Here is a 24,076-nt window from a genome sequence, read left to right on the forward strand (position 1 = left end):
CGGCGGTTCGCGGAGGCTCAGGCAGACTACCGAACGCCACGACCGCCGAGTTGCCGCGCTGCCTGCCCTGCTGGGCAGGGAAGTCCCGGCGTCGCAGAATCGCCTCCGCAAGCCCCCGGCGGCGATCCCCACGTACTGATCGACAGCGGGGGTTCGGCGAACCGGGCGACCGGAATGTCGTCCACGCCGATGACAGCGAGGTCGCCGGGAGCGGACACACCAACCGCACACATCCCGGCCAACAGCGCGAACGCCACTTCGTCGTTGAAAGCACAGACCGCGGTCACACCCTCGGCGCTCTCTGCCCGCACGGCCGCCGCGGCGGCGTCGGCGTCGGCTCGGCCTCCCGCACCATGGGCGCGATGAGGCCCTGTTCAGCGCAGGCGTCCCGTACTCCTTGCGGACGCAGCTCGTAGAAGGCGCCCAGACGAGGGTCGGCCGGCGCTGCGTAGCCCAGGTGCCGGTGTCCAGTCGCGGCCACGTGGGGCCTGCAAAGTGTCGACTCGGTCCTGGGAATGGGCCAGGGTGTCGTGTCCGACGTCCTCGGGATCACGCCTCCAGGCGTTGATCACGTGGATGCCCACAGCCTCCATGCGCAGGCGACGGTCGGCACCGACCGGGGCGAGCATGACGACGGCCCCCGGTGCGAGATCCGCCCACCGCCCGCCAGCAAAGCCGCCGTCCTCAGCCTTGCCCTCGACTCTCCCTACGCCCGTACATCCGCCCCCGTAGAGCAGCTGAATCGTGACAGTGACAGGTGGCGGCCGAGGGGGCGGCTCGTCAGCGCGGGGCCATGCGGACGGCGCCGTCGAGCCGGATGACCTCGCCGTTGAGCATCGGGTTCACCACGACGTGGTGGACCAGTGCCGCGAACTCGGTCGGGTCGCCGAGCCGTGCCGGGTGCACGGCACCTGCCGGCCGAGGGACTCCCGAGCCTCCAGCGGCAGTCCGGCCATGAGTGGAGTGTCGAAGAGCCCCGGCGCGATGGAGACGACGCTGATCCGATGCTGTGCCAGTTCCCGTGCGACCGGGAGCGCGAGCCCGACCACCCCGCCCTTCGAAGCGGCGTAGGCGGCTTGGCCAACCTGTCCGTCGTAAGCCGCGATCGATGCCGTGACGATGAGCACGCCTCGCTCCCCAGCCACCGGCTCGGCCTCGGTGATGCGCTCGGCGGCGAGCCGGAAGACGTTGAACGTTCCGACGAGGTTGACCGGGACGACGCGCTCGAACTCCTCCAGGGGCAACGGCCCGCAGCGTGACAGCAACTTGCCGGGGTGGCCACGCCGGCGCAGTTCACGGCGATACGTAGCGGTCCGAGCTCGGCGGCGGTGTCCACGGCGACCTGTACGGACCGGGGCCCGTCACGTCACAGGGGGCGTACACCACCTTGCCCGGAGAGGACAGTTCGGCGACGTCCGAACCCCGTGGGGACGTGGGGAGGACGGCGATGACCACGTGGGATCCTGCGGCGAGGAGCTCCTTGGCGACGGCGCGGCCGAGGCCGCTGGCGCTGCCGGTGACCAGGGCGACCGATGCGTTGGGGCTCATGGGTGGACCTTCGTGGGCGCGACGGGCAGGACGTGGGTGGCGGGTCCGGGTTTGCCGCGGGCGAGGTCGCGGCTGATGACCATGCGCTGGATCTGGTTGGTTCCTTCGAAGATCTGCATGACCTTGGCTTCCCGCATGTAGCGCTCCACGGGGAAGTCACGGGTGTAGCCGGCTCCTCCGAAGATCTGGACCGCCTCGGTGGTGATCCGCATCGCGGCGTCGGTGGCCACGAGTTTGGCGATGCTGGCCTGACGGCTGTAGGGCAGCCCGGCGTCCTTGCGACGCGCCGCGGCCAGCACGGTCGCTCGGGCGGAGGTGACCGCGGCCTCCATGTCGGCGAGCAGGAAGGCGATCGCCTGGTGGTCGATGATCTTGCGGCCGAAGGTCTCCCGCTGCTGTGCGTAGGTGAGCGCGTCGTCCAGCGCGCCCTGGGCGAGCCCGACGGCCACCGCGGCGATACCGAGCCGGCCGGCGTCCAGGCCCTCGAGCGCGATGGCGAGGCCTTGGCCTTCCTGGCCGATCAGTCGGTCGTCCGGCACCCGGACGCCGTCGAGGCGCATGGTCGCGGTGGCCGATCCGGTCAGGCCCATCTTGCGCTCCGGTGGATCGGCCTCCAGACCGGGTGTGTCGGCCGGCACCAGGAAGCAGGAGACGCCTCGGGCCCGGTCATCGGATGTGCGCGCCATGACTGTGTAGAAGTCCGCGTGTCCGCCGTGTGTCGTCCATGCCTTGGCGCCGCGCAGCACGTACGCGTCACCGTCGCGCCGGGCTCGGCTGGTCATGGCGGCCGGATCCGAGCCGGCGTGTGCTTCGGACAGGCAGTAGGCCCCGAGCAGGTCGCCGGCCAGCAACTGCGGCAGCATGCGCTCGCGTTGAACGTCGGTGCCGTGCGTGGCCAGCGGGAAGCACGACAGCGCGTGCACGCTCATCCCGACGGCGACGCTGGCCCAACGGGCCGCGATCTCCTCGATGACCTGGAGGTAGACCTCGTACGGCTGACCGCCTCCGCCGTACTCGACGGGGTAGGGCAGGGCGAGGAGGCCGGACCGGCCCAGTGTCCGGAACGCCTCCCGAGGGAAGCGTTCCGCCGCTTCGTGCTCCGCGGCACGCGGTGCCAGGTGGCGCTCGGCGATCTCGCGGGTCAGGGCGAGGAGATCCGCCGCCTCTTCGGTCGGCAGCAGACGTGAGACGGGCATCGGATCGGTCTCCGGTATCTCGATCGGGGGCGGGAGGTATCAGTGGCCGTCCAGCTCCGCCCGGCGCTGCTCGCGCAGGACGAAGCGCTGGATCTTCCCACTGGGAGTCTTCGGCAGCCGGTCCGTGAAGTGGATGGTGCGTGGGTAGGCGTGCGCCGCGAACCGGGCCTTGACCAGGTGCTGCAGTTCCGTGACGAGCGCGTCGTCGCCGACCGCGCCGGGGTGCAGGACGACGAAGGCTTCGAGGACCTCTCCGCGCAGCGCGTCAGGTACTCCGACGACCGCGACATCGGTCACCAGCTCGTGTTGCAGCAGAACGCTCTCGACATCGAAGGGACCGATGCGGTACCCGGCCATGATGATGACGTCGTCGTCGCGGGCGGAGAAGAAGAAGTAGCCGTCCTCGTCCCGGGTTCCGGCGTCGCCGGTGAGGTACCACTGGCCGTCGGCGGTGAAGCGTTCGGCGGTCTTCCCGGGGGAGCCGGTGTATCCGGAGAACCACATCAGCGGGCTGCCGGCGACCTTGATCGCGACACGACCCGCCGTCCCCGTCGGGGCGGGCTCGTCCCGTTCGTGGTACAGGATCTCGGCCGACCAGCCGGGCAGGGGCCTGCCCATCGATCCCGGCCGGACCGGGGATCGTACGGCGTCGGCCCAGCCGTTGACGATGACCATGCCGTGCTCGGTCTGACCGTAGTGGTCCCGTACGGGGACGCCGAGCATCTGCTCGGCCCAGTCGATCACCTCGGGGGTGAGCGGCTCACCGGCGGAAGAGGCCGTACGCAGCCGTACCCCGTCCGGCACGGACTCCACGTCATTGCGCAGGCTGCGGTAGACGGTGGGGGCCGCGGCGAAGTTCGTGACGCCGAAGTCGCGCATGACCTGCCAGGTCAGCGCCGGCGAGAAGCCGGAGTGCAGCAGCAGGCTCCGGTGGCCCGCGGCCAGCGGACCGAGAATCGCGTAGTACAGCCCGTAGGCCCAGCCCGGGTCGGCGGCATTCCAGAACACGTCGTCGCGCCGGACGTCCAGGCCGAATTCCAGATACGCCTGGAACGAGGCCAGCGCCTTGACCGGAACGGGCACGCCCTTCGGCGTCCCGGTGGTCCCGGAGGTGAACAGCTGGACCAGCGCCGCGTCCCCGCCGAGGGCGACCGCCCGGCCCTCCGGCTCGTCCCCGCGATACGCGCCGAGCAGGCGGTCGAACGACAACTCGCCTTCGGCCGGTTCGCCGCCCGCGACCACAATCTGCCACGGGGCATCGGCGGGCATGTCCTCGCCGGGCGCGAGCTTGTCCCGCTGGCCGGCATCAACAACAACGGCCTTCGCCTCACTGGCCTTCAGCCGCAGCGCGATGGCTGGCGGCGCGAAGGCGGTGAACAGCGGTACGTGCACCGCACCGCGGCGCCAGATACCCAGAAGCGCCACGATCAGGTCTGCCGACTTACCCATCAGAACGGCCACGGCGTCACCGGGGTCGACACCGATTCCGGCCAGAGCGGCGGCGCATCGCGCCGAGTCACGCCGGAGTTCACCAAAGGTGAAGTCGCGGGCCGACAGATCAGCCTCGACGACCGTGAAAGCCACGGCGTCGGCAGGGTGCCGGTCGCACAGCAACTCCGCAGCACACGCCTCCGGAGAGCCGAACCGGGCCAGCAGTTCCCGGACCCGTTCCGACGCAGCGGCCGGAACGCCAAACCCCTGTTCACCGACGGATTGACCGATGCTGCTCATGATCAGCCCCTTCCTGGCGCGGTCGGCCGACTCTTTGCGGTGGCGTTACGGCGACTTATGCTCCGGGTCACGAGGATGGCCGACTACCCCCGGAAAGGGGCAGGGGCGATGAAACCCATTTCGGACATGTCGACTATATCGATGCGTCCCGACGACGGTGACGCGTTTCGGCAGGCGCTGCGATGGGCTCAGCGGCGCTGTGACTTCCCCGTCGCCTTCGGCGGGCCGGTTCGGGGTGAAGTCCTTCACCTGACACAGCACATCGGGGTTCAGACGGCGGGGCTGCGCGGACTCCCCGTCTACGCCGCCACCGGCCTGGGCGGACATGTCCTCGTGGAGCGCCGCCCCGCCGCCGTGGCGGACTACGGATCGGACGACTCCATCACCCACGACTACGACGCCCCCGTCCTCGCGGAACGGATCCGCTCCGTCGTGGCCGTTCCCATCGTGGTGTCCGGTTCGGTACGCGGGGTGCTGTACGGAGCGACCCGCGCGTCGACGCCGCTCGGGGATCGCGCAGCCGACGCCGTAGCAGGTGCCGCACGACAGTTGGCGACCGAACTCGCCGTGCGGGACGAGGTCGATCGACGGCTGAGGTTCCGGCTGGCCTCGGAGACCGGTTCGGGCCATAACACGAGCTACAGCGAAACCGAGGAGATCCGTGAACTGCACGCGGAGCTCCGTGTCATCGCTCAGACCGTTCAGGACGACTCGCTGCGCGATCGACTTCTCGACGTCTCCCAGCGCTTGGCCGGCCTGGGCACCGCACCGCGAACCCCTTCACCTCTGTCGCCCCGCGAGATCGACGTACTGGCTCAAGTAGCCCTGGGATGCAGCAACGTCGAGGCCGCAACGCGACTGTCTCTCAAACCTGAGACGGTCAAGGCATACCTGCGGAGCGCCATGCGGAAGCTCGACGCCCACACGCGGTTCGCAGCCGTGGTCGCCGCCCGGCGCGCGGGGCTTCTCCCATAGCGCGGCGGCACAAGCCGCCGGGCAACCTTCAGGTCCCCCTCGCTGCAGAAACTCCACTGTCCCGGGATCACGCGGCCGTCCCCTGATCCACCTCTTCGGCTGGTCCACACAGCACGACGCCGCCCGTAGCGTTCCAGAATGGCTTCACCGGACCTGGCCTGGGGTAACGTACCTGACCACCAGGTTCCAGCATGATCAGTCCTCATGCTGGAACGGCTTACCTACCTGATCGACACGCGGATCTTCGCGTGGCTTTCCCTGATGACTCGATCCTCTGCGACCAAGAATGTGGAGATACTGATCCTGCGGCACCAGCTCGCGGTTCTGCATCGGCAGGTCACCTCGCCCATGCCCAGATGGCCGGACCGTGCACTGCTCGCTGCCCTGTCCCGACTGCTCCCCCGCGCCCTGCGCGAACACCGGATCGTCTCACCGCGCACCCTGCTGACCTGGCACCAGCGTCTGGTGAAGCAGAAGTGGACGCAGTCGCCGTCTACTGGGCGGCCTCCGTTGCCCGAGGAGATCCGCGACCTGATCATCCGGCTCGGCGCCGAGAACTCCCGATGGGGCTTCCGACGCGTGCACGGCGAACTGCGCCGCCTCGGGTACAAAGTTAGCCCCGCCACCGTCCGTCGGGTGCTGCGTGCTGCCGGTCTCGGTCCCGCGCCGCCCCGCCAGCCGGCGCGCGGTGAGTGGGCTGCCGTACGCGCGGTTCGCCATGGAGGTGCGCACCCGCACCATCCACATCCTCGGCGTCACCGCCCATCCACCGCCGCATGGGTCACTCAGCAGGCCCGGCAGTTCCTGTGGCAACTCGGCGATCGCACCGGAGATTTCACTCACCTCATCCGCGACCGGGACGCGAATTCACGGCCGCCTTCGACGCCGTGTTCGCCAGCGAGGACATCACCGTGGCCAAGGTCCCTCCACGCAGCCCCAACTGCAACCCATACGCAGAACGCTTCATCCGCTCGGTGAGGGAAGAGTGCACCGACCGAGTCCTGCTCTTCGGCCGTGGTCACGCCGAGAAGATCCTCCACGGCTACGCACGCCACTTCAACAACCACCGGCCCCACCAAGGCCGAGACCAGCTCGCGCCCAGCGACAACCCGAACGTCATCCCCCTGCCCGCAGTCCGGATCAAACGCCGACAAGCCGTCGCCAGCCTCATCAACGAGTACCACCGAGCCAACCGACCATAAGGAAAATCCCAGCTCGCAACCACTGAAGCCGTTCTGAAGCGCTACGCCATGCCCGTGTGGGGTTTGTGGTCTCGTGTCTTGCCTGCTGTGGGCCTGTGGCGCCCGGGCCGTCGGGCGTCACGGTTTTCCGATGGGCTGCTCGGCCCAGATGATCTTGCCAGTCGAGGTGTACCGGGTGCCCCAGCGCTCGGTGAGCTGGGCGACCAGGAACAGGCCGCGGCCGCCTTCGTCGTTCGGCCGGGCCCGGCGCAGGTGAGGACTGGTGCTGCTGCCGTCGCAGACCTCGCAGATCAGACTCTGTTCCTTGATCAGCTGCAGGCGGATGGGCCCGGTGGCGTACCGGATCGCGTTGGTGACCAACTCGCTCACCACCAATTCCGTGGTGAACGCAGCCTCTTTCAGCCCCCACGCGGTGAGTCGGTCGCCCACCTGTTTGCGCGTTTCGGCCACGACGGCGGGATCGCGGGGCAAGTCCCAGCAGGCGACCTGATGCTCGTCAAGGACCCGGGTGCGGGCCACGAGCAGCGCGATGTCGTCGGTCCGGGCCCCGGAGTCGGTGTGCAAGGCGCCCAGAACAGAGTCGCACAACGCATCGAGCGAGGGGGCAGGCTGGGAGAGAGCGTGACACAACGTGTCCAACCGGTCCCCGACGTCTGCGTCACGGGTCTCGATGAGTCCGTCCGTGAACAGGGCCAACACGCTGCCTGCGGGCAGGGTGAGTTCCGTGGCCTCGAAGGGCAGGCTGCCCAGGCCGAGCGGAGGTCCGGCAGGAATGTCGACCATGTGGGTGGTGCCGTCCGGGTGCACCAGGACCGGCGCCGGGTGGCCGGCCCGGGCCAGCGAGCAGCTGCCGGACACCGGATCGTAGATCGCATACAGGCAACCGGCACCGACGTCGCTCGGAATCCCGCCGGGGGCATCACTGTCCCTGTCCGCTGTGTGGGTCACGATGTCGTCGAGGTGCGTCAGGAGCTCGTCGGGCGGCAGGTCGACGTCGGCGAGGGTGCGCACCGCCGTGCGCAGACGCCCCATGGTGGCGGAGGCGCGGATGCCGTGGCCGACGACATCCCCAACGACCAGACCGACCCGGGCGCCGGGCAGCGCGATCACATCGAACCAGTCGCCGCCGACCTCAGCCTCACCACCTGCGGGTAGGTAGCGGGCAGCAGTTTCCACGGCAGGGTGCACGCTCGGGCTCTGCGGCAGCAGAGCGCGCTGCAGTCCCAGCGCAATGCCACGCTCGCGGGCGAACCGGCGGGCGTTGTCCAGACAGATCGAAGCCCGGGCGACCAGGTCCTCCGTGATGACGAGGTCATTGGCCGTGAAGGGTTCAGGAGTGTGGCCACCGCGGAGGAACAAAGCCGCGCCCAGAGTGGTGCCGCGGGCGCGGATGGGCACCGCGATCAGCGAGTGGATCCCATACACACGGGCCTGCGCCGCTTGGGCGGGGTCGTCGGCGAACCAGCGGACCACCTCGGGGTCGCTGATGTGGTGCAGTTCCGCTTGCCCGGTAGCCAGACACCGGGCGAGCGGGGAGGACGCCGGATGCCGGAGTGCCACACCCACGTCGGTGCGGTCGCAGGGCGCCAACGCCGCCCGGCGCAGAACCACGGGACCGGGTAGGGCGGAGGCGGGCAGGTCGCCCTCGAATACGGCGCCCAGCAGGTCGACACTGACCATGTCGGCGAAGCGGGGCATGGCGACTTCGGCAAGCTCACGGGCGGTGTCCGCCACATCCAGGCTCGTGCCGATGCGCGTCCTCGCCTCACTCAGCAGCGCCAGCCGCTCCCGGGAACCGTACAGCTCAGAGTAGTCATGTGCTGCCATGCCCACCGCGCGCACACGGCCAGTCGAGTCCTTAAGCGGGAAGATGTCGACGGCCCAGGCATGCGCCGTTGGCTCACTCGAGAACTTGACGAAATTCTCTATGAACTCCGGCTGCCCGGTCGCTGCCACCCGCAGCGCCCGCTGCTGGGGCTCCTCGAACTTCCTGTCTTCGAGGAACTCGGCCATAAGCCGGCCGCGGATTTCCTGCTCGCGGTAGTCGATCAGCCAGGCCACCTTTTGGTTCTGCCGCAGGGCCCGGCCCTCGCAGTCGACAATTGAGAGAGCGACGGGATTTTGGTCGAACATCCACCGCATGAGTTCGTCAGGCCCGGGCTGCTCCACGCTCGCCCCGGGCACGGCCGTGAACAAGAAACCGCCCTGCCGCTCGCTGCCCTGCAACGGAGACATGAGCACCTGTGCGTCCAGCGAGTGGCCGTCGCGATGCCGGAGCGCTGCCCCGTCGGCGGTGAAAATATCGGCCAGGGGCCGGCCGAGGATCTCCTCGAGGGCATACCCGAGAAGGGACTGGGCCCCGCTGCTCCAATGGGTCACCCGGCCCTCGGCGTCCGTCACCACGACAGCTGCCGTGTCGTGAGGGCTGCCAAGCGGCCCGGGAAGGAACTGACTGAATGATGCACCGGATTCCGTCATGGGTGCCTACCTGACTCTCTTATCGCGCAACCAATATCCGCTCCCGTTTGGTGACAGGTCAATCGTAAGGCGCGTAGGCCCCGCCTCGGCGTGGTCGATGAGCGTAGCGAAGTCGGCGCATGCTTCACGGGGCGCTCGCCGTGTGGATATCGGTATCGGCCATGGCGAGACCCGAGCTCGAAAGTTGGTGGGCCCGCCACGTCCGCGGCGAGCACCGACGCGCCGAGCAGGATCGTCCTACCGCTCCTGCCTGTCGACGCGCAAGCCAGACAAACCTCATACGATTGTCATGCCTATGATGGAGGCTGAGGATTGGCTGCGTATGTCGTCCAGGTCGGGGAGGATTCCGAACGGACTTCGAGCCGAGCAAGCGCTTTATCGACGACCGGGTCGCCCCTGCGGAGGCGCATTACAAACAGCAGCGGCGCGAGCTCGCGGCCGCGGGCACTCCTCACGACGTGCCCGGCTGTCATGGAGGAGCTCAAGGCTGAGGCCCGCGCGCGGGCTCTGGAACCTGTTCCTCCCGCACTCGACCGAGCCCGCTCACGGCCTGTCCGTCCTCGATTACAAGGCCATCGCTGAGCGGTCTGGCTGGTACCCGCAGCTCGCCCCGGAGGGGATGAACTGCTCCGCACCGGACGTCGGCACCATGGAGCTGTTCGACCTCTTCGCGACCGACGCCGAGTGCGAACGTTGGTTGGTGCCGCTGATGCGAGACGACATCCGCAGCGCCTTCGCCATGACCGAGCCCGAGGTCGCGAGCAGCGACGCGAGCAACATCGGCACCGGTTTGCGGATCGAGGGAGACGAGATCGTCGTCAATGGGCGCAAGAGGTGGACCACCGGGGCGCTCGACCCGCGCACCGCGTTCTCCATGGTCGTGGGCGTCAGCGATCCCGAGGCCAACCGGCCCCCAGAGGTGGACTGCGCTGACTCACGGTGACTTTCGCCTGGGCAATATGCTGTAGGGACGGCGGCAGGGACGATTGAAGCCGTCCTCGACTGGCACGTGCGTCAGCGAGGGCGTCTAGGAGCGCTACGCGGCGGGCGTGACGGGGCCCGCCGACCTCGCTCGAAGTGCTCGGCGCCCAGCCTCGCAGCTGGGCCCGGTCCGCCTCCCACCGGTCAGCCGGACCAGCCCCGAGGGTGCGGTGGACACGCCGGTTGGCGACCTTGAGCCAGTCTGCCGCGACCGCTCCATCGCCTACGCCGACGGCGCCCGCGCCGGAGCAACGGACGCTGAGCACTGTGCGGACCGCTGGCGCCTCTTCCACAACCTCGTGGAGGCCGTGGAGAAGACGTGCGTCCGCCATCGGGCCCTGCTCCCCGAGCCCGCCCCCGACGACCAGCAGGCGGTGACGGCCGAGGACGTCAGTGCCGCCGCGTCCACGGCCCGAACAACCCAAAAGCAAGTTGTCGTGTGAGACGGATAGGGAGCTCAATTTTTTGATTGACGAGATTACCGTGTACTGGATACCGTCATACAAACCTGCCCGACGGAGGGCACGAAGAGATGGGGATCACGGGCGATCCGCCCCGACGGAGAGGAAGGCATGACGAATCTCAACGATGCGGTGGTCGTGGTAACCGGCGGTGCCACGGGAGTCGGCCTTGCACTGGTCCGCGAGGCAGTGCGGCGCGGTGCCCGAGTGATGATCGTGGACGTCACCGACGCCGGGGAAACGGTCGCCGCTCTGCGCCGGGAGGGCGCCATCGTCGAGTCGACGATCGCAGACGTGTGCGATGCGGCCGACGTCCAGCGGGGCGTAACGGAGACGGTTGAACACTTCGGTGGCGTCAACGTCGTGTGCAACAACGCAGGCACGGCAGCACTCGGCCGCCTACAGGAGGTGGAGCCAGAAGCCGCTCACCGCGTCCTGCGAGTCAACGTGGAGGGCGCCTTCCACGTAATCCACGCCTTCGCCCCGGCCCTGCACAAGGCCGCCGCGGCGGGCCACCCCGCCTACCTGCTGAACACGGGATCCGAACACTCGCTGGGAGTCCCGCCGCACGTCGAGCCGATCAGCATCTACACGGCAAGCAAGTACGCCGTCCTCGGACTGACGATGACTGCACACCGCGACCTCGGCCCCTCGGGGATCGGCGTCTCAATGCTCGCCCCCGGCTGGACCCTCACCGAGAAGGTCCGGGCCCGGGTCCACTCGGATCCGAAGACAGCAGCGGCGATCATGCCCTACGCGCAGGAACCCGCGGAGGTGGCCTCGCGGGCCTTTGACGGCCTGCTGGCGGGCACCAGGGTTATCGCCACCAACCCGCACAGCCGGGCATTCGCGATGGAGCACGCGCGAAACCTCATGATCGACATTCAGGAACTCCCCATCGTCGACGCTCCAGACGGCCATGCCCATGACACCCCGGCGGACGTGAGCGCCTGCCCAGTCGCCGGTATGCAATAGCTCGAAACGGTGGCAACCACTCCCGAAGCTGATCCTGCGGAGTCGACACCCCTGTGGACCATCAAGGTCCAGGAAGGGAGTCCAAGTAGTGGCGTCGGACTCCGCATCCGCAGGAGATTCGGAAGGACGCCATCGCGTTGTACCAAGCCGCAGATGGCAACCACACAAATGCGGGGGTGGCCGCGGAGCTCGGTATAACCGGGGAGCCGTCCAGATCAGTGCTGTCTGGCGGATCCGTTTCGCATGGCGGACCAGTCCCGTTCGCGGGCCGGTGCCCAGGGCGCGACCGTGAACCACGAACCGAGGAGCCTGACCAATCCCATGCCATCCGACCTGCACCGTGACCAGACGGTTCCGGAACCCCAAGCCGAAGCGAACGCCTCGCACGGCGCCAACCCGGATGGAGACCGGCGAAAGGCATGGGGTCTGCTGGTCCTGGTACTCATCGCGACGGTGATGTTGTCTCTCAACACCACCACATTGAACATCGCACTGCCCGTGGTCGTGGATCACTTCAACGCCTCCTCGACCGAGTCGAGTTGGATCCTGCTGTCCTACCTGCTCGCCAATACGTCTCTGCTGGTTGCCCTTGGGCAGATCGCCGACCGGATCGACCGGAGGACCATGTTCCTAGCCGGGCTGGCGGCCTTCACGATCAGCAGCCTTCTGCTGGGGCTCGCACCCGACATCCAGGTCCTGATCGGACTGCGAGTACTCCAGGCCACCGGCGCGGCGGCCCTGCTGTGCAACGCCGCCGCGATCATCGCCACGGTCTTTCCGCCCGCTGAGCTGGCCAGGGCCATGGGCATCTACATGTCCGGTTTCGCCGTCGCACAGATAGCGGGTCCCTCGCTCGGCGGCATTGTCGCGACGTCGCTCGGCTGGCGGTGGCTTTTCTGGATCAACGTTCCCGTCGGCCTCGTGGGCCTGGTCTGGGGGCGGCGCAGTCTGCGCCACCTCCCGGCCCGCCCGAGGAGCACCGGCCGATTCGACCTGTTCGGGCACAGTGTCATCTTCGTCGGGCTCGGCGCGTTCCTGGCCACCGTGTCAGTAGCCGGAGACCTGGGATGGCGGAGCCCGGCAGTCATGGTGGGGATCGTGGCGCCGACCGCCTTGCTTCCCCTGTTCGTCGTCATGAGGCGTCGCTCCCCCAACCCGGCCATCGACCCTGTGCTGTTCCGGGACCGGTTGTTCTCCACGTCCATGGCGGCGGGCTTCTTCAGCATGATGCCGCGACTGGCGTTGACGACTGTCGTGGGCCTCTACTACCAGGGCGTCGAAGGAGACTCGCCCCTCGTCGCCAGTGTCGGGACACTTCCCGTCGCAGTCGCCTACACCGTGGGATCGCTGGTGTCCGACTGGTGCACGCGCCTGCTCGACGAGCGAGTCGTGGCGCTCATCGTCAGCGTGGCGACTGCCGCCGGTGTTGCGGTCCTCTATCTGGCCTTCAGCATCGAGCACGCGTCGGCCCTCATCCCGGTCGCCCTCTCGATCCTCGGGCTCAGCCACGGTGTCTTCCTCCCGATCAACTCGACCCTCATCGTCAAATCCGCACCGGCATCCCACATCGGGAGCGTGAACGGAATGCGGATCATGTTCGGTACGACAGGCATCGCCATAGCCACTGCCATGGCCCTGACGCTGGTCGGCTCGGGTCTCGCAGCGACGGCTTCTGCGGCGTTCTTCGCCGGAGACACCTCGACACTCACCGCCGTGGATCTGGAGCGGATCCTCAAGGGCTACCGGCTCACCTGCGCGGCCATGTTCGTCGTGGCGATCGGCGGGGTCGTTTCATGCCTCCTGGGACTGCGCACGAAATCAGCAAAGTAACTGAGGTTCTACGGCACCGCGCGGGTACCTTCGGACACGGAGGTCGCGGTGCACACGCCGGAGAGGGCGTCTTCGCGTGGAGGTCACGGAACTGGGCCGACGGCAGATCGAACCATTTGCTGGCAAGAATCCGGTCCACTCTTACCCGCGGTCCCCCAGTGCCGACCGTGGCGAGGGGGTTGCTGAGGGCCAGCCCGACTGCGGCGAACGACGCCGTGGCCAGGTCGGTCACCGCGAACGGCGACCGCAATGCACCGTGTTCTTCAAAGCGCACCCGGTCAGCGCTTCCTTCTCCCCTCCCAGCGAGTCCCAGATCTCGGAAAGGAAACCCGCGCGGCGGGGTGATCGGATTCGTTCATGGCGCCGTACTTTCAGTTGGGCACCGATCCTGGGAGCTGCAATGCTTTCGACTGGAGGAATTCCTCCGTGGACGCCCAGTTCACGGCCGTTTCCCCCGGAGCTGCGCCGGAAGGCGGCGGGCGAAGGCGACGGCGCGTTCCTCGCTTACCGAGAACACCGCTCCGGACGGGCCAGGGAGTTGTTCGCGATCCGTCCGCCTCGCCCTCGATTTCACCCTTTCAACCAAAGACGTCGGCGGCGTGAAGCGGTCGCCGTACTTCTCGGCGAGCTCACGGGCACGGGCGAAAAAGCCGACTGTGCCGCCGTCGTACTGGCGGACGCCTCCGCACCTGTCCTGATTCCGGTCGCCGGGGCAGGAGACCGTGCCCGTCACCGCTCCTGCCGCCGTCGGCGCCTCGCCGCGCCGAGAAACCGCGTAAACGTTACCCTGAGGGAGTGTCAGGTGAATACGGAGTAGGCGTGCAGCAGGTGAGGCCTTTAACTAATGAGCATTAATTTTTACGGAGATATGCCTTGCTGTTAAGGGCTTGACTGTTACACGATGAGGGCTATCACTGATTCAAGAGCTGAGGCGAGATGGGCTCATATCAACAGATCAGCTATGCCGTGGCCGACAGCGTTGCAACCATCACTCTCGATCGACCTGAGACCCGCAACGGGTACAGCCGGCGCATGGCCCAGGAACTGCGAGACGCCTTCGGCCGGGCGGACGCGGAAGAGGACGTACGCGTCGTCGTCCTCACCGGTGCCGGGCGCGACTTCTGCGTGGGAGCCGATCTGTCCGGCGGCTTCGGCGTCAGCGGTCCCGGCGGCGATGATTTCCCCCCGCTCGATCTCGAGCCCGCAAGCGCGGTGTCGTCTCGGATCTTCGCCATGAGCAAGCCGGTCATCGCGGCGATCAATGGCGCTGCGGTGGGCGCCGGTGCGACCGTGCCGCTTGCCGCCGACTTCCGACTGGCTGCCACCAACTGCAGGCTCGGCTTCCCGTTCACCCGCCGGGGGATCGTGCCGGAGGGCGGGTCGAGTTGGTTCCTGCCGCGTCTGGTCGGACTCCCCACGGCACTGGACTGGCTGATCACAGGCCGGGTATTCGGTGCGCAGGAGGCTTTGGAAGCCGGGCTGATGCGCAGCCTGCACGAGCCGGATGCGCTCCTCGACGCCGCGTACGACCTGGCGTCCGAGATCATCAAGCACACGGCGCCGGTGGCTGTCGCGATCGCCCGGCAGATGGTCTACCGCATGTCGGCGTTGAATTCTCCCGGCTCCTCGTACGAACTGGACACTCTTCTGGTGGCGGATCTCACCCGGAAGCCGGACGCGGCAGAAGGCGTCGCGTCGTTCTTGGAGAAGCGGGCGCCCAAGTTCCCGGCCGCGGTGAGCGAGGGATTGCCGGAGTATCTGCCCTGGGTGAGCGAAGGGTGACCCCACAGACGAGATCGTCGAGTCACAGCTTGGCGACCCGGAGACCGGCTGCGGACCGGATCAGGGCGAGCGGCTGGGCGGCCTGTAACCAGGAAATGGCCGCGTTCGTGGTCGCGATGCCCGATTCGGGGTTCTATGGCGTCGGGAACGGCGGCACCTCGGCCAAGGGGATGCCGCCGTGAGCGCCGCGATGATGAGGCGCGTGCGGCTCCGCTCATCGGCGAATTGCGCTGCCTCCGACCCGAACTGACGACGTCGGACGCCGAGCTGCTCTCCTGGGGAGCGCTCAGCGTCATCGGTAGTGTTTCCGATCACCGAGTACGGCTGCCGCAAGCGGCCTTCGAGCAGTTGCTGGTACGGGTCGTCATGGACTTGGCGACGGCTGGTGTGCTGGCAGTGCCACTGGTGGATGCCCTGCCCAGAACGTCCGGCGGAGAGCTGTCGGTGTTGGACACCCGCCGGGAACAGCTGCTGGCGGTGGCGGCGCGGCTGTTCTGGGACCGGGGTTACCACACAGTGACGTTGGAGGAGATCGGCGCGGCGGCCGGCATCGCAGGCCCGAACATCTACAACCACTTCACCAACAAGGTGGAGCTTCTTTAGACAGCGGCAGACCGGATCGGTGAGAGGCCGCGGCAGACCCCCGCACGGGCACACGCCGCGGACCAATCCGCCCGGCAAACCCTTGAGTCGCTGGTGAACTCCTATGTCGGCACGGTGCTGGACTGCCGCGATCTCCTCGCTGCGTACTTGTCCGAGGGCCACAACCTCCCTGACCGCCGCGTGGCCGAAGCGCGCCGGTTCCAGCGTGCCTACGCCCGGCGCTGGGCCGACGTGGTGCAGCTGTACTGCCGGACGGGACGGAGAAGGCAGCTCGTATCCGCGTCCATGCTGCTTTTGCCATCGCCAATGACCTCGCGCGGACCCGGCGGTTCATGTCTCGACCTGAACTCGCCTCCGAGCTGCGCGCACTGATGCTCGCCGTGCTCGCCGGAGGCCGAAGCGTCGTCTGAGCCGCCGTTCCGCCGTCCGCCGGAGGGCAATGTTCGTGCCGGCCCCCGCGGTGCGGGGGCCGGCCGTCGCCGACGCAAGCGCGTTCGGCCGCACGGAACCACCCCCCACCGGCATGGACCCGTTCGTGAACCTGGTCACCCAGGTTCATGAGCCAGGAACCCTACGCCAGTGCCAAACGCGTTTTCTGGATCGTCGACAAAGGCTCCTCCCGCCGCCGCCAGGCATCCATCGACCGGCTGACACGGCGTTTCAGAACCGGTGATGGTCCAAAGGGCCCACACCCCCGACTACGCCTCCTGGCTGAACCAACGGACAGCCGCGGGGCCTTGCCTTTCAGCACCGGGAAATCGGGCGTGCGCCGCGGCCGACGGAATCCCGCAGCACCCGCTTGAGGATCTTGCCGCTGGGGTTGCGCGGCAACTCGTCGACGAAGTGGACGATGCGCGGCTTCTTGTACGAGGCGATCCTCTGGCGCGTGAAGTCGATCAGTTCGTCTGACGTGATGTCACTCGCGCCGGCCTTGAGAACGACGGCTGCCGTGACCACCTCGCCCCACTTCTCGTCAGGGGTTCCGAATACCGCGACTTCAGAGACCGCCGGGTGTTCGGCGAGTACGGATTCCACCTCGATCGGATACACGTTCTCGCCTCCCGTGATCACCATGTCCTTGATTCGGTCCGTGATGAAAAGGTAGCCCTCCTCGTCAAGGTAACCCGCGTCACCCGTCTTCAGCCAGCCGTCCTTGGTGAACAGGCGGTTGTTCTCGTCCGGGCGCTTCCAATAGCCAGGAGTGAGGTGGTGGGAGCGTGTGTAGATCTCCCCCACCGCGCCGGGAGGCTTGAATTGGCCAGTGACAGGGTCGGCGACGGCAACTTCCACGTCAGGCCAGGCGTTGCCCGCCGAATGAAGTAGATGAGCCCGAGACCCGTCCGGGTCGTGGTCGGCGGGGAGCAGACGGGTGACAGACGCTGCCGTCTCCGTTTGGCCGTACCTCTGGCAGAAGTCGCAGCCGAAGATCTCCATGGACCGCAGCAGCGCCGCCGGGGCGATCGGTGAGCCGCCGTAGGAGATCAATTGCAGCGCGGAGAAGTCCCGCTCGCCGACGTCCTCCACGGTGGTAAGCATGTGCAGCACGGCCGGGACGAAGAGCGCATGGGTGACTCGCTCCTTCTCCATCACGTCGACAGCCCCCTCCGGGGTCAGGTTGGGCATCATGATCGTGTGGGCGCCGGCGACCAGCGCTTGTACCAGCCAGCCCTTTCCTGCGATGTGGAAGCCCGGCATGGCGTTCAGGCTGACGCACCGCTCGCTCCAGCCCACCTCCCGCTGGAAATACTCACCCATGTCAAGATTGCGGAGCGTGAGCTGTACCCCCTTGGGCAGTCCGGTGGTGCCCGAGGTGTACAGCTGCAGGAAGACGGTGTCACCGCAGCCCTTGGTGCCGAGCCCGGGGTCACGGTCCGGCATCGCACCCAGCCAGGATTCGTACGTGCGCTCCCCACCCACGGGCTCTCCGCCGCTGATCAGGGGCAGCACGCGGTACGCGTCGCGGATGGCGCGGGCCCTGGGCAAGAACTCCTCCTGCGTGATGACGGCCTCTAGTTCCGCGTCGAGCGCGACATCGGTCAACTCTGGGTCGCCCAGGCGCCAGTTCAAGGGCGTCGCGACCAGTCCCGATTTGGCGCAGGCAACCAGCAGCTCCGCCGACATCAGGCCGGGCCGCACCAGATAGCCGACGTGAGAGCCCGTCTTGAGTCCCTCGGCCAGGAGCGCTTGAGCGATCCGGTTACTACGTGAGTGCAAGTCGGCGTAGGTCAGGGTCAGTTCGCCCTCCGAGACGGCCGGTGCCTCGGGGCGTTCCGCGGCGTGGTGACGTACTGCGTCTGGCAGGTAGGGTCCCATGATGTGTCCCTTCATCATCTTCAGCTCCGCCGGTGGCTGCCAGTCATGGCGGCGGCGATGGGTCCAGACGCCACCGAATTGCGGTGATGCCGTAGCGGCCACGCTCGACCGCAAAGCTGCATTGCTACGGAACAGCCGGCCTGGCCGCGGTTGCCGGTCGTGCACGGCTCGGGAACGACACGTACTCCTCCGGCGCACCAGCCGACTCGGAGCCGTCACCGTCAGAGCCGAGCATCTGCAGCATCGCCTCCGGCGGAAGTCACCGCCGTGGACCTGTACCGCGATCTCCGCCTGCGCCCGCCTGGCGGACATCCGCAGGAATCGCGTGCGGCTCTCCGATCGAGCCCCCTCGTGGACCGATCTCCTCGCGTGCGCGCGGATGGAAAACGCGGCAGCTACCGCCACGAAGGCAACGTCTCTTCCATGGTTTGTTCCTAATCTTTCTGCTCGGCACGTCGTTGGCGGTCTGGCCCGGGCATTTACTGAGAACCGGTTGGTCCAGCGGGCTCAGAGGCGTTCGAGGACGGTGGCGTTGGCCATGCCTCCGCCTTCGCACATCGACTGCAGGCCGTAGCGGATGCCGCTGTCCTTCATGTGGTGCACCAAAGTGGTCATCAGTCGGGCGCCGGATGCGCCCAGCGGGTGGCCGAGAGCAATGGCACCACCGTTGGGGTTCATCAGGGAGTAGTCCGCACCGATGGCGCGCTGCCAGCTCAGCGAGACTGAGGCGAAAGCCTCGTTGATCTCGAAGGCGCCGATGTCGCCGAGGGTCAGCCCGGATCGCCTAAGAACCTTTTCGGTGGCCGGGATCGGGCCCTTGAGCATGGTAATCGGGTCGACACCGGTGACGACGCCGGTGTGGAAGCGGGCGATCGGCACCCAGCCGTTGCGTGCGGCGATCTCGCTCGTGGTGATGAGCAGCGCGGCCGAACCGTCGGAGATCTGCGAGGCGTTGCCCGCGGAGATGACGCCGTCCTCCTTGAACGGGGTCTTCAGGCCTGCCAGCGCCTCCAGAGTGCCGCCGCGGCGGACGCCCTCGTCGGTGTCGAAGACCCGGTTGTTGCCCTCGGTGTCGGTGACGGTGACTGGAGTGATCTGGTTCTTGAAGCGGCCCTCGTCGATCGCACGTGCGGCACGCTCGTGCGAGTCGAGGGCTTGCTGGTCCAGCTCCTCGCGACTCAGGTCGAACTCCTCGGCGATCATCTCGGCGCCGATGCCCTGGTTGAAGACGTAGTTGTCGTAGCGCTCGGCGACCTGCGGGCCGTACGGCTCGCCGAATTGGCCGCCGACGCGGGGGGCGCCCATGGGTATCCGGGACATCAACTCGACGCCGCCGGCGACGGCGATGTCGTACTGTCCCGCGATGACACCGGCGGCGGCCTGGTGCACCGCCTGCTGGGAGGAACCGCATTGCCGGTCGACGGTCAGACCCGGCACGTGCTCCGGCCAGCCCGCCGCCAGCACCGCGTAGCGACCGATGTCGCACGACTGCTCGCCGACCTGGGACACACACCCCCAGATCACGTCGTCCACTGTGGCCGGGTCGAGGCCTGTGCGCTCTGCCAGCGCCCTGAGGACATGACCGGACAGGTCCACCGGGTGCCTGCCGGACAGGGCACCGCCCGGCTTGCCCTTACCGACGGCCGTGCGAACGGCGTCGACGATGACTGCGTCACGCATGAGATGCACTCCTGATCACGTACTTGAGGGATTCGTCGGGGTCAAGGGATGGAGCCTTGAGACCGGATGGTCTCGCCGTTGAGCATCGGGTTGGTGATGATCGACTCGACCGGCTGCGCGTACTCGACGGGCCGGCTCAGGTGGTTCGGGCGCGGGACCTGGGCGCCGCGCGAGTCTCGGATCGCCTACGGCAGCAGCCGAGCAGCGGAGTCTCGCTGATCTGCGTCCTGTGTCCCGCTCTCATGCCGGATGGTCCGCGTCGGGCATCGATTAACGATCGATAACGTATTTCGTAGTACAGAGCCTGCCACAGCCCATGCATGTGATGAGCTTCACGGCCGGGCGGCGGCCCGCCTCAGGGTGGCTCCGGATGGCGGCCGCGGGTCTGCTGCTCGCCCCAGGGAGAGGTGGTCAGCGCGTGGTGGCGCTCATCCGCGTCCGAACCCTTAGCCTCCTGTGGCTGCGGCGTGAACGCGAGTTCCCCTTCGCCCTGCGCCTTGAGAGCGGATCGTCGAACTTGCGACGCATGGCTCTCGAGGGCACCTGGCGCCGACCGACCGTCCCAGGACAGCACGCGGGAATCGCGCGGCACAGTAAGCAAGGGCGTTTTTCTGATTTGCTAATGCAACGACCAACGACCTCCTGTGCGGCGGCTTCTTCAGCACGGCGGCTCCATTGATACTCAGCGGGCGGAAGTGCGCGAATTCCGCAGGCTACTGCCGGATATACAACGCCGCAATACGGTGGACGAGACAGGAATCGGAAGACCCCCGATCGGCTCGGATCCCCCGTTTCCATAGTCTGGCGTACCCAGCCCAAGGGCGCTACAGTCTCGCTACAGAAGCTACTGTTGGCGTGTTGGTGATCATAGACCTCGCTGCTGTCCGGCGGATACCCGGGCCCCGCAACGGCATGCAGTTAAGCGTTTCCTTGAGGCATTCCGACGAGCTCAGGCACATCTTGCCCGGAATCGGAGCGAGCCATGAAACTGCCTACTTTTCTTGCCGCGCAGGCGGTCCAGCGCCCTGTACATACCGCACTCATCGGCGAGCGGCGGATGACGTTCGCCCAGCTTGAGGACTCCACCACGCGAGCGGCAGCGGCCATGCGGCGGCGCGGGCTGCGCGTGGGGGACCGAGTGGCGATCGCGTTGCCGAACGGCTCCGCCTTCGTCGAGGCGTTCCTGGCCGTGGTGAAGGCCGGGCTCGTCGCGGTGCCGGTGAACCTCCGACTGGCGCCGGACGAGGTGGAGTACATTCTGGACGACTGCACTCCGGCGGCGGTGATCCGCGAGCCGGCAGAGGTGGCGGAACTGATCGAGTCCGGTGACCCGGTCCAGCCCGAGGTGCCGCAGGACTTCGACGACTGCGTGATCTCGTACACCTCGGGGACCACGGGAAAACCGAAGGGGGCGGTCCTCACCCAGGCCAACTACATCGTTCTCAACGGATTCCTCAACGGGCGGATGTGGAACCTGGCAGCAGAGGACCGCCAACTCGTCACCACACCGCTGGCGCAGCGCACCGGCCTTGCCCGGGTCATGAACATGATCTGCCACGGCTGCACCCTCGTGGTCCCGCCGAAGTTCGACCCGACGGGAACCGCAGACCTCATCGAGTCCGAGCGCGTGACCTTCATGGCGACGGTGCCCACGGTCGCCCGCATGATGCTGCCGGAGATCGAACGCGATCCGGCCCGGTTCGCTTCCTTGAGGGCCTTCGTGGCCACAGGCGAGGCGTTTCCCCTGGGGCTGAAGCGCCAGCTCCAGGAGCTACTGCCTCACTTGGAGATCCACTCGTACTATGCCATGACCGAAGTGGGCCTGGTCGCCAGCATGGGGCCCGCCGGACAGTTCGACCACCCGAGTGCCGTCGGCCGGGTGCAGCCGGGCATGGAGGTCCGGCTACTGAACAACGAGTTCCACGAGGTGCCGGCCGGCGAGGTGGGTGAGCTGTGGGTGCGAAGTGGTCCGCCGGGCCGCTGGCTGACCATGCGGGAGTACTTCCGGCGCCCCGAGGACACCGCTCGGACCATCCGGGACGGCTGGGTCGCCACCGGCGATCTGGGCCGGTTCGACGACGAGAACTTCCTTCATCTGGTGGACCGCAAGAAGGACATGATCCTTTCCGGCGGGTTCAACATCTACTCGCGTGAGGTGGAACTGGTCGTCGCGGAACTGCCCGGGGTACAAGGCGTTGCCGTGGTCGGCGTCCCGGACGAGGTCTACGGCGAGTCGGTGGCCGCTTACATCGAGGTCGCACCCGGATACCACCTCATCGAGCAGGACGTCATCGACCACTGTCGGCAGCGGATCGCCAGCTACAAGAAGCCCCGCCACGTGCACTTCGTCGACCAACTGCCCCGCAACAGCGCCGGCAAGGTGCTCAAGCGGCTGTTGACAGCGACGCACTGAGCCGGCCGACGCGCCGCTCACCTACCGCGTGTGACCCGCGGCGCAGCCTGGGCGCGCTCATCTATGACTGCGTGGTCCATGCCGTCCATGCAGTTCCGTCCCAATACCCAGACAGCGGCGTACGCAGCGATGAGTGCATCCCTGCGTCATCGAGGGAGACGACGTGTCGATAGACAAGGTGAAACCTACACAAACATCAGTCGTTGATGGCCCAAAGGAGTCGCGGGTCCAGGCCTGGAGCCTGACCATGATCCTGGTGCTCCTCTATGTCATCAACGCGGCCGACAAGGCGGTTCTGGGGCTCGTCGCCCAGCCCCTGGCCCATGAGCTGGGTCTGACCTCCTCGCAGATCGGCCTGGTGGGCAGCGGCTTCTTCCTTACCTTCACCGTCAGCGGGTTCTTCGCCGGCCTGCTCAACAAGTGGGTGACATTGCGCTGGATCCTGGTCCTGCTGTCGCTGGCGTGGGCGGCGACCATGGTGCCGATGGTCCTGGTGGCGAGCTTCACCGTCCTGCTGGTGAGCCGGCTCGCGTTGGGCTTGGCCGAGGGCCCCTCCAGTGCCCTGGTCCACACCGCGGTCTACTCCTGGCATGCGCCGAAGAAGCGTGGCCTGCCCGGTGCCTGGATCGCCTCGGGAGTGTCCATCGCCAAGATCGCGATCGCGCCGGCGCTCGCTGTGGTCGTCGCCACCTGGGGATGGCGTGCCGCCCTTGTCACGCTGGCCGTAGCCGGTGTGGCGTGGTGCGCGTTGTGGCTCGCCACCTGGAAGGAAGGCCCGTACGGCGAGCGAGGTCAGGCGGACACGGCGAGCACGGCGGAAGGGGAAGAGCCGCAGCCCGCGGTCCCCTGGACCAAGATCTTCTTTACGCCGACCTTCCTCGGGGCCGCCGTGGCGGTGATCTCCGTGTACGCCCTGGTGTCGGTGGTGCTGACCTTTCTGCCGTCGTACTTCGAGGTCGGGCTCGGCTACAGCAGGCTGGAGGCGGGCACCATGTTCGGGTTCCCGAGCATCGCCAGCATGGCCGCGCTGCTCGTGTCCACCTTCATCAGCGACCGGCTGCTCAGCCGGGGGGCCAGTTCCCGGCTGCTGCGGGGTGTGCTGCCCGGCACCGGCTTGCTGATCTGTGGCCTGGCGATGACGACTCTGCCCTACATCGGCGCGCCCGGGCTGACAGTCGGGGTGGTGTCCGTGGGCTATGGCTTCGGCACCGTCATCATGCCCCTGTTCAACGCGGCGATCTCGCAGCTCTGCCCACCCCGGCAGCTGGCGGGCACGCTGGGAGTTTTCCTGGCGCTGATGTCCTTGGGTGGCTTGGTCGCGCCCTATCTGACGGGTGTCATCGTGGATGCCGCGTCCTCCCCTGCCGAGGGCTATGCCTCGGCGTTCAAGGTGTTCGGTATCGCCGCCGTCGTGACGAGCCTGATCGCCCTGCTCACGGTGAACCCCGAGCGTGATGCCAGCCGCGTCCTCGGCTGAGCCTGCTGCGGGACCCTTACGGCGACGGCCTCTCGATCCCACGCTCGTCCTTGGCACCTGCCCGCCGCCGTGGGGACAGGTGCCAAGTCATGCCGTATCTCGCAGCGTGTTCTCCGATTCTCAGGGCCCGCGCCCCGGCCGCAGCGGGTGACTTCTCGAAACGAGCCGGATACTTCAGGACCCGGATGGTCTCGAATTCCTCGTGGTTGAACTCGACCACTGTCGGCTTTGCACGATCTGCTGTTGGGGCCTGAAAGGCGGGCGTTGCTTTGTTCACTACCACCAAAGCGGCACACCATCCTCTAATGCGATCACATGACCTTCTTGATGGGCACGGCTTGGCTGGTAAATTCTCTTATTTTTTCGAGGTCCTGCGTACGACGACCGGCCGTGCGGAACCGTCAATTTTCCAGAAGGTTCACACGGGCAAA

21 protein-coding genes and 1 pseudogene are annotated in these 24,076 nt (G+C 67.4%); 12 read left to right on the forward strand and 10 right to left on the reverse strand.

Annotated elements, in window-relative coordinates; all coding sequences use genetic code 11:
* Positions 1–26: 26 nt before the first annotated feature.
* The 5 genes and pseudogenes from BLV72_RS51880 to BLV72_RS03835 all read right to left on the reverse strand — a co-directional run.
* Positions 27–314, reverse strand: a pseudogene (locus BLV72_RS51880) (substrate-binding domain-containing protein); the annotation flags it as partial.
* Positions 315–842: 528 nt separating this feature from the next.
* Positions 843–1,244 carry an SDR family NAD(P)-dependent oxidoreductase gene (locus BLV72_RS51455; protein WP_342030650.1) on the reverse strand — a complete coding sequence of 134 codons (402 nt, stop codon included), beginning with the start codon at positions 1,242–1,244 and terminating at the stop codon, positions 843–845.
* A 49-nt stretch (positions 1,245–1,293) separates the two neighbouring features.
* Entirely contained in the window at positions 1,294–1,548 is a 255-nt protein-coding gene (locus BLV72_RS51460; protein WP_167746303.1) for an SDR family NAD(P)-dependent oxidoreductase, read from the reverse strand.
* A complete protein-coding gene (locus tag BLV72_RS03830) occupies positions 1,545–2,744 on the reverse strand; it encodes an acyl-CoA dehydrogenase family protein (RefSeq protein ID WP_093460281.1) in 1,200 nt (399 codons plus the stop codon). Before BLV72_RS03830 ends, BLV72_RS51460 begins: the two co-directional genes overlap by 4 nt.
* A gap of 39 nt (positions 2,745–2,783) precedes the next feature.
* Positions 2,784–4,475 (reverse strand): AMP-binding protein, encoded by a 1,692-nt coding sequence (locus tag BLV72_RS03835; protein WP_093460282.1) that lies wholly within the window; start codon positions 4,473–4,475, stop codon positions 2,784–2,786.
* 108 nt (positions 4,476–4,583) lie between these two features.
* Between BLV72_RS03835 and BLV72_RS03840 the strand changes: the two genes are divergently transcribed.
* The gene (locus BLV72_RS03840; protein ID WP_244320637.1) at positions 4,584–5,450 is read left to right on the forward strand and encodes a LuxR C-terminal-related transcriptional regulator; all 867 of its coding nucleotides are present in this window, start codon (positions 4,584–4,586) and stop codon (positions 5,448–5,450) included.
* 195 nt (positions 5,451–5,645) lie between these two features.
* On the opposite strand, the gene BLV72_RS50990 is transcribed toward BLV72_RS03840, so the two are convergent.
* The gene (locus BLV72_RS50990) at positions 5,646–5,780 is read right to left on the reverse strand and encodes a hypothetical protein (protein WP_280143071.1); all 135 of its coding nucleotides are present in this window, start codon (positions 5,778–5,780) and stop codon (positions 5,646–5,648) included.
* 18 nt (positions 5,781–5,798) lie between these two features.
* Here BLV72_RS50990 and BLV72_RS49570 point away from each other — a divergent pair, with 18 nt between their 5' ends.
* Complete coding sequence (locus BLV72_RS49570; RefSeq protein ID WP_244321364.1) at positions 5,799–6,428, forward strand: helix-turn-helix domain-containing protein; 630 nt, start codon at positions 5,799–5,801, stop codon at positions 6,426–6,428.
* Entirely contained in the window at positions 6,338–6,652 is a 315-nt protein-coding gene (locus BLV72_RS49575; RefSeq protein ID WP_244320638.1) for a transposase, read from the forward strand. Before BLV72_RS49570 ends, BLV72_RS49575 begins: the two co-directional genes overlap by 91 nt.
* A gap of 117 nt (positions 6,653–6,769) precedes the next feature.
* On the opposite strand, the gene BLV72_RS03850 is transcribed toward BLV72_RS49575, so the two are convergent.
* On the reverse strand, positions 6,770–9,130 hold the full coding sequence (locus BLV72_RS03850) for an ATP-binding SpoIIE family protein phosphatase (protein WP_093460285.1): 2,361 nt from the start codon (positions 9,128–9,130) through the stop codon (positions 6,770–6,772).
* A 619-nt stretch (positions 9,131–9,749) separates the two neighbouring features.
* Between BLV72_RS03850 and BLV72_RS48665 the strand changes: the two genes are divergently transcribed.
* The 4 genes from BLV72_RS48665 (at position 9,750) to BLV72_RS03870 (ending at position 13,377) form a co-directional block, all read left to right on the forward strand.
* Positions 9,750–10,073, forward strand: a complete 324-nt coding sequence (locus BLV72_RS48665) for an acyl-CoA dehydrogenase family protein (RefSeq protein ID WP_208905526.1) — start codon at positions 9,750–9,752, stop codon at positions 10,071–10,073.
* 208 nt (positions 10,074–10,281) lie between these two features.
* On the forward strand, positions 10,282–10,554 hold the full coding sequence (locus BLV72_RS47770) for a hypothetical protein (RefSeq protein WP_093460287.1): 273 nt from the start codon (positions 10,282–10,284) through the stop codon (positions 10,552–10,554).
* 129 nt (positions 10,555–10,683) lie between these two features.
* The gene (locus tag BLV72_RS03865) at positions 10,684–11,547 is read left to right on the forward strand and encodes an SDR family NAD(P)-dependent oxidoreductase (RefSeq protein WP_093460288.1); all 864 of its coding nucleotides are present in this window, start codon (positions 10,684–10,686) and stop codon (positions 11,545–11,547) included.
* 243 nt (positions 11,548–11,790) lie between these two features.
* The gene (locus tag BLV72_RS03870) at positions 11,791–13,377 is read left to right on the forward strand and encodes an MFS transporter (RefSeq protein WP_093460290.1); all 1,587 of its coding nucleotides are present in this window, start codon (positions 11,791–11,793) and stop codon (positions 13,375–13,377) included.
* A gap of 439 nt (positions 13,378–13,816) precedes the next feature.
* Here BLV72_RS03870 and BLV72_RS03875 read toward each other — a convergent pair whose 3' ends face one another.
* On the reverse strand, positions 13,817–14,110 hold the full coding sequence (locus BLV72_RS03875) for a hypothetical protein (RefSeq protein ID WP_093460291.1): 294 nt from the start codon (positions 14,108–14,110) through the stop codon (positions 13,817–13,819).
* A gap of 203 nt (positions 14,111–14,313) precedes the next feature.
* Between BLV72_RS03875 and BLV72_RS03880 the strand changes: the two genes are divergently transcribed.
* The 3 genes from BLV72_RS03880 (at position 14,314) to BLV72_RS51885 (ending at position 16,134) form a co-directional block, all read left to right on the forward strand.
* Complete coding sequence (locus BLV72_RS03880; protein WP_093460293.1) at positions 14,314–15,159, forward strand: enoyl-CoA hydratase-related protein; 846 nt, start codon at positions 14,314–14,316, stop codon at positions 15,157–15,159.
* 225 nt (positions 15,160–15,384) lie between these two features.
* Positions 15,385–15,762 carry a helix-turn-helix domain-containing protein gene (locus BLV72_RS49580; protein WP_167746304.1) on the forward strand — a complete coding sequence of 126 codons (378 nt, stop codon included), beginning with the start codon at positions 15,385–15,387 and terminating at the stop codon, positions 15,760–15,762.
* A 114-nt stretch (positions 15,763–15,876) separates the two neighbouring features.
* Positions 15,877–16,134: a hypothetical protein gene (locus tag BLV72_RS51885; RefSeq protein WP_483153938.1), complete on the forward strand. Its 258-nt coding sequence runs from the start codon at positions 15,877–15,879 to the stop codon at positions 16,132–16,134.
* Positions 16,135–16,506: 372 nt separating this feature from the next.
* Here the strand turns inward: BLV72_RS51885 and BLV72_RS03895 are convergent, their stop codons facing one another.
* On the reverse strand, positions 16,507–18,177 hold the full coding sequence (locus BLV72_RS03895) for an AMP-binding protein (RefSeq protein WP_208905527.1): 1,671 nt from the start codon (positions 18,175–18,177) through the stop codon (positions 16,507–16,509).
* 405 nt (positions 18,178–18,582) lie between these two features.
* A complete protein-coding gene (locus tag BLV72_RS03900; protein WP_093460296.1) occupies positions 18,583–19,755 on the reverse strand; it encodes a thiolase family protein in 1,173 nt (390 codons plus the stop codon).
* 982 nt (positions 19,756–20,737) lie between these two features.
* On the opposite strand from BLV72_RS03900, the gene BLV72_RS03905 reads away from it, so the two are divergent.
* Together BLV72_RS03905 and BLV72_RS03910 are read left to right on the forward strand one after the other, a co-directional pair.
* The gene (locus BLV72_RS03905; RefSeq protein WP_093460297.1) at positions 20,738–22,168 is read left to right on the forward strand and encodes a class I adenylate-forming enzyme family protein; all 1,431 of its coding nucleotides are present in this window, start codon (positions 20,738–20,740) and stop codon (positions 22,166–22,168) included.
* Positions 22,169–22,331: 163 nt separating this feature from the next.
* Positions 22,332–23,645 (forward strand): MFS transporter, encoded by a 1,314-nt coding sequence (locus BLV72_RS03910; RefSeq protein ID WP_208905528.1) that lies wholly within the window; start codon positions 22,332–22,334, stop codon positions 23,643–23,645.
* Positions 23,646–24,076: the final 431 nt, after the last annotated feature.

The organism is Streptomyces melanosporofaciens, from assembly GCF_900105695.1.
In the GTDB taxonomy this organism is placed as follows: domain Bacteria; phylum Actinomycetota; class Actinomycetes; order Streptomycetales; family Streptomycetaceae; genus Streptomyces; species Streptomyces antimycoticus.